Origin of the sequence: Brevundimonas sp. UBA2503 (genome assembly GCF_002341485.1) — a bacterium.
In the GTDB taxonomy this organism is placed as follows: Bacteria; Pseudomonadota; Alphaproteobacteria; order Caulobacterales; family Caulobacteraceae; genus Brevundimonas; species Brevundimonas halotolerans.
Map to the genome: position 1 here is coordinate 115,903 of NZ_DDOD01000005.1, position 7,361 is coordinate 123,263.

Genomic DNA, 7,361 nt, shown 5'->3' on the forward strand with positions numbered 1-7,361 from the left:
GCCCCCGATGGGACCCGTGATGCATAAGTCTTCCTTTTCCGCCCCTTACATCTTCGCCGGTCGCGCCAGCGCCGTTGCGCTTGTAATCGGTGCGGGTCTGGCCGGGCCGGTTCTGGCCCAGGAAACGTCGCCGCCGCCGGTTCAGGCCCAGCCCGCAGCCCAGGACCCGACCCAGGATCAACGCGTGCTGGTGACGGCTATCGAGGTGCGCGGCAGCAATCTGCGCATCGAGGACGCCACCGTCCTGTCTTATCTGCCGATCCGGCCCGGCGACACGGTCGATCCGGTGGTGCTGGACGTCGCCGTCCGCACCCTGTCCCGCACCGGCCTGTTTGCTGACGTGCAGATGGGCGTTCAGAACGGCGTTCTGATCGTCGAAGTGGTCGAGAACCCGATCATCAATCAGGTGATCTTCGAGGGGAACGGCGCCATCGGCGACGACAAGCTCAGCGAGGAAGTCACCATCCGGCCGCGCGGTATCTATACGCGGGCACGAATCCAGGACGACGTCGGCAAGATCGTCGAACTGTATCGCCTTTCGGGTCGAATTTCAGCCAGTGTGACGCCCAAGATCGTTCAACTGGAACAGAACCGCGTCGATGTGATCTTCGAGATCGACGAAGGCCCCGAGACGGGTCTGCAGGCCATCACCTTCATCGGCAATCGGGCTTTCTCGGACGGCGATCTGCGCGAGGTCATGGTCTCGAAGCAGTCGCGCTGGTGGCGGCTGTTCACCAGCAACGACAACTACGACCCGAACCGCCTCGATTACGACCGCGAGCAGCTGCGGGAATTCTATACGAACCGCGGTTATTACGACTTCCGCGTCCTGTCGGCCGTGGCTGAGCTGCTGCCGGATGACAGCGCCTTTTCCATCACCCTGACGGTGGACGAGGGCGACCGCTACAATTTCGGCGAAGTCGACGTGGTCACGGAGAATGACCGACTGAATGCCGACTTCCTGAAGCTGATCCTGCCGATCCGCGAGGGCGACCTCTACGAAAGCGGCAAGATCGAGCAGGCGGTGGATACCTTGACCTATGCCGCTGGTTCGGCGGGCTATGCCTTCGTCGAGATCTCGCCCAGCTACCGTCCGAATCCCGAGACCGATACAGTCGACGTCACCTTCAACGTCGCCGAAGGCCAGAGGGTCTATGTCGAGCGTATCAATGTGGTCGGCAATACGCGGACCATCGACCCGGTTATCCGCCGCGAACTGGCCCTGACCGAAGGCGATGCCTTCAACCGCACCCTGGTGGAGCGTTCGCGCAACAATCTTCGTGGCCTCGGCTTCTTCAAGGATGTGACGATCGAGGAAGTGCGGGGTTCGGCTCCTGATCGTTCCGTGGTCAACGTCACCGTCGAGGAACAGCCCACCGGCGAACTGTCGGTCGGCGCAGGCTTTAGCTCGGTCGACTCCTTCGTCGTCAACCTGGGCGTTTCGGAGAGCAATTTCCGCGGTCGCGGCCAGGCCGTTGTGGCGCGCATCGAGTGGGGATCGCTGCGCCAGAACATCGACTTCCGCTTTACCGAACCGAAATTCATGGGCCGCGACCTGCGAGCAGGCTTCGACATCTTCCACTCGCGCTACGACCTCAGCGAGTTCTCGTCCTATGACTACAGGTCGACCGGCGCGGGCTTGCGCCTGTCCTATCCTCTGAACGGGTACACGCTGCTCAGCACCCGATACTTCCTGAAGGCTGACGAAGTTATTGTGCCGGCCAGCTTCTGCCGGAGCGGACAGGGATCATCGGCCCTGTGCGATCAGGTCGGGTCTTTCGTGAACTCTTCGGCCGGCTACACCATCCTGGTCGATCGCCGGAACGATCCCGTGCGGCCGACGCGCGGCTGGGCCGGCACCATCCGTCAGGACATCGCCGGTCTCGGCGGTGACGTGAACTACATCCGCACCGAAGCCGAAGCGTCGGCCTATTGGGGCATTCGGCCCGAGTGGGTGGTCACGGCCCAGTTCCAGACGGGCTATGTGTCGGGCTGGGGCGGCGATCCCGTCAGGATCAACGACCGCTTCTTCAAGGGTGGCAACAGCTTCCGGGGCTTCGAGACCGCGGGTCTCGGCCCTCGCGATACCCTGACCACCGATGCCCTCGGCGGTAATTTCTACGTCATCGGGACAATGGAACTGACGGTGCCTAACGGTCTGCCGGAAGAGTACGGCATTCGGACCTCGCTGTTCACCGATGTCGGTACGGTTGGCGTTCTGGACGACCGCTATCTGTTCGACACCACGACAGGGCTTCGCAACACCCGCATCGTCGATGACCTGTCTATCCGTGGGTCAGCCGGCATCAGCATCCACTGGCGCGCGCCCGTGGGACCGATCCGGTTCGACATCTCCAAGATCTTCTCCAGCGAAGATTACGACAAGACCGAGGGCTTCCGCTTCTCGACCTCCACCCAATTCTAAGAGGCGTCATCCCCGACGCCGCCATGTGAGTAAGACCATGAAGTTGTTTGCAATCGCCGCCGTTGCCCTGGCCACCCTGACGGCCACGCCCGTCCTGGCCCAAGCCGCCGGCCCGCAGAACCCTGGCCCGGTTATCCCCGGCCTGTGCGTCTACAACAACTCGCGCCTGGTGGCTCAGTCCACCGTCGGCCAGTCCGTCCAGCAGGGCATGCGTCGCCTGACCGACGAAGTCGTCAATGAACTGGCGCCCTACGGCCAGTCCATCGGTGCCGAAATCCAGGCGCTCCAGCAGGGCCGCGGAACCATTCCGCAGGAAGAGTTCGCCCAGCGCAGCCAGGCCGTGCAGCAGCGCATTGCCGAGGCCGAGCAACTGGAACAGACCCGCTCGCAGGAGCTGGAGTACACCCTGAGCCAGCAACGGACGGCCATTGCCCGTGCGGTCGACCCCATCCTTGTTGCCGTCTATCAGGAACGCGGCTGTGGCATCCTGATCAGCGGTGAGGCTGTGTACGAGGCCAATCCGCAGATGGACATCACGGACATGGTCATCCAGCGTCTTAACACCCAGCTGCCGTCGCTGTCGTTCAACCGCATGCCGGTTCCGGTCCAGCAACCGGCTCAGTAAGTCCATCGGGGGAGGGATGCCGGACGCCCGCTTCTTTCAGACCCTCCCCGAACGGACGGTCGATGACCTGGCCGTCGCCATCGGTGGCCGGGTCATCCGCGGCGGCGACAGGGTCATCTCGGGCGTTGCCCCGCTGGCCCGCGCCGACTCCGCAGATCTGACCTTCCTGTCTGATCGTCGCATGAAAGCGGCCCTGGCGCAGACCCGCGCCGGGGCCGTTATCGTGTCCGAGGCCCTGATCGATGAGGTCCCGGCTGGGGCCGCCGTGATTGTCTCGACCGAGGTTCAGGCGGCCTGGGCCCGGTGCGCGGACCTGCTGCACCGGCCGCACGCGATCGATGTCTCTGCCAGTCCACCGGCCTGGCTCGAGGATGACAGCGTGATCGTCGAGCCCGGCGTCGTGCTGGGCCAGGGCGTCAGCATCGGCCGGGGAACGCGCATCGGGGCCAACACGGTCGTTGGACCCGGAGTCCAGATCGGTCGAAACTGCCAGATCGGCTCTCTGGTCAGCCTTTCCCATGCCCTGATCGGGGATCGGGTTCGTATTCTCGCCGGTGCTCGAATCGGCGAGGCCGGCTTTGGCGCGGCGCCCTCAAAGACCGGCCCGGTCGATATTCCCCAGCTTGGGCGGGTCATCCTGCAGGACGGGGTGACAGTCGGTGCCAACACCTGCATCGACCGCGGGGCCTATAATGACACCGTCATCGGCGAGAACTCCAAGATCGATAATCAGGTCCAGATCGGCCACAACGTCGTGATCGGACGCAACGGCCTTCTGGCGGCGCACACCGGCATTTCGGGCTCGGTGACGGTCGGAGACAATGTCATGTTCGGTGGCCGGGCAGGCATCGGCGACCACATCACGATCGGTGAAGGGGCCCGTGTCGCGGCGGGTGCCGGCGTGCTGGCCGACATTCCGCCGGGGGAAACCTGGTCGGGTTATCCGGCCAAACCGCTGCGTCAATCCTTGCGCGAAGCCATCTGGTTGGCCAAACAGGCAGGCAAGAGCAGAGGCGAGCCCAAGAGCTGAGATGACCGACGACCGGATTGACTATGCCGAGGTGATGCGACGGCTACCGCATCGCTATCCCTTCCTGCTGATCGACCGGGCCGAAGATTTCGTCTCGGGGACCTCGATCACCGGCATCAAGAACGTCACGCACAACGAGCCGTACTTCCCCGGACACTTTCCCATAGACCCGGTCATGCCCGGGGTGATGATCGTCGAGGCCATGGCGCAGACGGGCGCCCTGCTGATGTCCAAGTCCCTGGATGTCTCGGTCGAGGGCAAGGTCATCCTGTTCATGTCGATCGACGGCGTGCGCTTCCGCAAGCCCGCCCGTCCCGGTGACCAGCTGCGCATGAAGGTGGTCGTCACCCGGCAGCGCGGCGACATTTTTAAATTCCGGGGTGAGACCTTCATCGACGGAAAGCTGGCGGCCGAAGCCGACTTCGCGGCCATGGCGTCCACCGTCGAACAGCCGATCCGCTGATGGCCATTCATCCCACGTCGATGGTCGATCCCACGGCCGAGCTGGCCGGGGACGTCGAGATCGGCCCCTGGTGCACCGTCGGCCCGGGCGTCACGCTGGCGGCCGGCGTCCGACTGGTCAGCCATGTCGTCATACCGCGCGACACGACGGTCGGGGCGAACACGGTCATCCACCCCTTTGCCGTCATCGGCGGCGACCCCCAGCACGGCGGGTACAAGGGCGAGCGCGTGACCCTGACTATCGGTGAGCGCAACACCATTCGCGAGCACTGCACCTTCAATCGCGGCACGCCCGCCGACCGGGCCGATACGCTGATCGGCTCGGACAATCTGTTCATGACCGGCGCCCACGTCGGCCACGATGCCGTGGTCGGCAACAATATCACCTTCGCCAACAATGCGACCCTGGGGGGGCATTCGGTAGTCGGGGACAAGGTCTTCCTCGGCGGGCTTTGCGCCGTCCACCAGTTCGGCCGGGTGGGGCAGGGCGCCATCGTCGGCGGCCTCGCGGCGGTGACTCGCGACGTCATCCCCTATGGCTCGGCCTGGGGCAATCATGCGCAGTTGCGCGGCCTCAACCTGATCGGCCTGAAACGCAAGGGCTACGACAAGGCCGCCATCCGGCGCCTTCTGGCCGCCTATCGCGATCTGTTCGAGAGCAAGGACCAGCCCTTCGCCCAGCGGCTGGACGCGGTCGCCGTGACCTATGCCGATCTGCCCGAGATCGTCGAGATCGTGGACTTCATCCGTCAGGACACGCGCCGTCCGCTCTGCCTGCCCGAGGGCTGAGTTGGCCGCGCGGGGCAAGCTGGGGCTGATTGCCGGGGGCGGCGCCCTGCCATTGGCCGTCGCCGCCCGCTGCGAGGCCGAGGGGCGCGATCTGCACCTCATCCGTCTGGCCGGCTTTGCCGACCTGCATCTGGCTCGCTATCCGGGCATTGAGGCGGGCATGGCCGAGATCGGCCGCATCCTGTCCGAGATGAAGTCGGCCGGCTGTCAGGTTGTCTGCCTTGCGGGGACGGTCAGCCGGCCGGACTTCAAGACCCTGCGCCCCGACATCAAGGGCGCGACCCTGCTGCCGGGCATCATTGCAGCGGCGACCAGGGGTGACGACGCCCTTCTGCGCAAGATCCTGTCGATCTTCGAGGGCGAAGGCTTCGCCGTCGAAGGCGCCGACGACATACTGGGCGGTGACAGCCTGCCGGTCGGGGCCTTGGGGGGTATTCATCCTACAGAAGAGCAACTTTCCGATCTCAGGAAGGCGCTCCATGTCGCGGAAAAATCGGGCGAACTGGACATCGGTCAGGGGGCCGTCGTTTGCGACGGTCTGGTGCTGGCGGTGGAGGCGCAAGAGGGCACCGACGCCATGCTGCGCCGGGTCGCCGGCCTGCCCGCCGACCTGCGCGGCGCGCGCGGCTCGCCCAAGGGCGCGCTCGGCAAGGCGCCCAAGCCCATTCAGGACCTGCGCGTCGACATGCCGGTCATGGGCGCCCGCACCGTGGAACTGGCGGCTGAGGCGGGTCTCGCCGGAATCGGCGGACGGGCGAGGCGGCTGATCCTGATCGATCGCCCCGCCATGATCGAGACCGCCGACCGGCTGGGCCTGTTCATCTGGGGCGAGGGCGCATGAGTCGTCCGCTGAAGATCATGCTGGTGGCAGCCGAAGCCTCGGGAGATGCCCTCGGCGCGGGTCTCGCCAAGGCCCTGAAGACGCGGCTGGGCGGCGACCTGTCACTGGTCGGTATCGGCGGCCCCCGGATGGCGGCCGAGGGCATCGCCAGCCCCTTCGACATCGCCGACCTGTCCATCCATGGCTGGCTTGAAGGGGTGAAGGCCTATGGTCTGGTCAAGCAGCGCGTGGCGGACACGCTCGATCTGGCCACACGCGAACGGCCCGATGCCGTAGTCCTGATCGACAGTTGGGGGTTCACCATCCGGGTCGCCGGGGCGCTGCGGCCCCTCATGCCCGCTGTGCCGCTGATCAAATACGTCGGCCCCCAGGTCTGGGCCTCGCGTCCCGGCCGGGCAAAGACGCTGGCCGCGGCGGTAGATCACCTGCTGGCCCTCTACGCCTTTGACGCGCCGTGGTTCGAGCGCGAGGGCCTGCCGACCACCGTGGTGGGGTCACAGGCGCTGCATGTCGACATGTCCGGCGCCGATCCGGCCGCCTTCCGGACAACGCGCGGGATCGCCGCCGACGCGCCGCTTCTGCTGGTCCTGCCCGGCAGTCGCCCGTCCGAAATCCGCCTGATGACGCCGGTCTATGCCGAGACGGTTGCGCGACTGAAGGCGTCCATGCCCGATCTCCAGGTCGCCGTCGTCGTTGCCGGAACTGTGGCGGCCAGTGTCCGCGCCCAGGTCGCGGACTGGCCCATCGAAGCTCATCTGGTCGAGGAAGACGACAAATACGCCGCGATGAAGGCCGCGACCGTGGCGCTGGCCACCAGCGGCACCGTCTCGACCGAGCTGGCGCTGGCGGGCGCGCCCATGATCATCGCCTATCGTTTCCAGCCGCTCAGTTATGCGATCATGCGGCCCTTCTTCACCGGCAAATACGCAACCCTGTTCAACCACGCCGCCGACGAGGAAATCGCGCCTGAATACATCCAGAAGGATGCCACGCCCGAAAAGCTGGTTCCAGCCGTCGAGCGCCTCCTCGCCAACCCCGCCGCCCGCGCCGACCAGTCGCGCCGCCAGACCGCCGCCCTCGACCTTATGGGCCGCGAGGGCCGCGATCCGTCCGAGATTGCAGCGGATGCGGTGCTTGAGGTGATTGCCGAACGATCCGCCGCCTAGTTGTCGTTTCCAAGAAGGTTGTT

7 protein-coding genes are annotated in these 7,361 nt (G+C 65.6%); all 7 read left to right on the plus strand.

Features of this window, described 5'->3' with window-relative positions; all coding sequences use genetic code 11:
* Positions 1-19 precede the first annotated feature (19 nt).
* The 7 genes from bamA to lpxB are packed head-to-tail and all read left to right on the plus strand — an operon-like array spanning position 20 to position 7,338.
* Entirely contained in the window at positions 20-2,425 is a 2,406-nt protein-coding gene (bamA, locus tag B4K74_RS01425; RefSeq protein ID WP_286691436.1) for an outer membrane protein assembly factor BamA, read from the plus strand.
* Positions 2,426-2,462: 37 nt separating this feature from the next.
* Complete coding sequence (locus B4K74_RS01430) at positions 2,463-3,050, plus strand: OmpH family outer membrane protein (RefSeq protein WP_286691437.1); 588 nt, start codon at positions 2,463-2,465, stop codon at positions 3,048-3,050.
* A 16-nt stretch (positions 3,051-3,066) separates the two neighbouring features.
* Positions 3,067-4,080 carry a UDP-3-O-(3-hydroxymyristoyl)glucosamine N-acyltransferase gene (gene lpxD, locus B4K74_RS01435; protein ID WP_286691438.1) on the plus strand — a complete coding sequence of 338 codons (1,014 nt, stop codon included), beginning with the start codon at positions 3,067-3,069 and terminating at the stop codon, positions 4,078-4,080.
* A 1-nt stretch (position 4,081) separates the two neighbouring features.
* Positions 4,082-4,543 carry a 3-hydroxyacyl-ACP dehydratase FabZ gene (fabZ, locus tag B4K74_RS01440; protein WP_286691439.1) on the plus strand — a complete coding sequence of 154 codons (462 nt, stop codon included), beginning with the start codon at positions 4,082-4,084 and terminating at the stop codon, positions 4,541-4,543.
* Positions 4,543-5,331 (plus strand): acyl-ACP--UDP-N-acetylglucosamine O-acyltransferase, encoded by a 789-nt coding sequence (gene lpxA, locus B4K74_RS01445; protein WP_123286722.1) that lies wholly within the window; start codon positions 4,543-4,545, stop codon positions 5,329-5,331. The genes fabZ and lpxA overlap by 1 nt, the downstream gene beginning before the upstream one ends.
* 1 nt (position 5,332) lies before the next feature.
* Complete coding sequence (gene lpxI / locus B4K74_RS01450; protein ID WP_286691440.1) at positions 5,333-6,172, plus strand: UDP-2,3-diacylglucosamine diphosphatase; 840 nt, start codon at positions 5,333-5,335, stop codon at positions 6,170-6,172.
* A complete protein-coding gene (gene lpxB, locus B4K74_RS01455) occupies positions 6,169-7,338 on the plus strand; it encodes a lipid-A-disaccharide synthase (RefSeq protein ID WP_286691441.1) in 1,170 nt (389 codons plus the stop codon). Before lpxI ends, lpxB begins: the two co-directional genes overlap by 4 nt.
* Positions 7,339-7,361: the final 23 nt, after the last annotated feature.

Coding starts and splice junctions, on each gene's coding strand:
- bamA (WP_286691436.1), top strand. CDS start 20: ATGCATAAGTCTTCCTTTTCCGCCCCTTACATCTTCGCCGGTCGCGCC.
- B4K74_RS01430 (WP_286691437.1), top strand. CDS start 2,463: ATGAAGTTGTTTGCAATCGCCGCCGTTGCCCTGGCCACCCTGACGGCC.
- lpxD (WP_286691438.1), top strand. CDS start 3,067: ATGCCGGACGCCCGCTTCTTTCAGACCCTCCCCGAACGGACGGTCGAT.
- fabZ (WP_286691439.1), top strand. CDS start 4,082: ATGACCGACGACCGGATTGACTATGCCGAGGTGATGCGACGGCTACCG.
- lpxA (WP_123286722.1), top strand. CDS start 4,543: ATGGCCATTCATCCCACGTCGATGGTCGATCCCACGGCCGAGCTGGCC.
- lpxB (WP_286691441.1), top strand. CDS start 6,169: ATGAGTCGTCCGCTGAAGATCATGCTGGTGGCAGCCGAAGCCTCGGGA.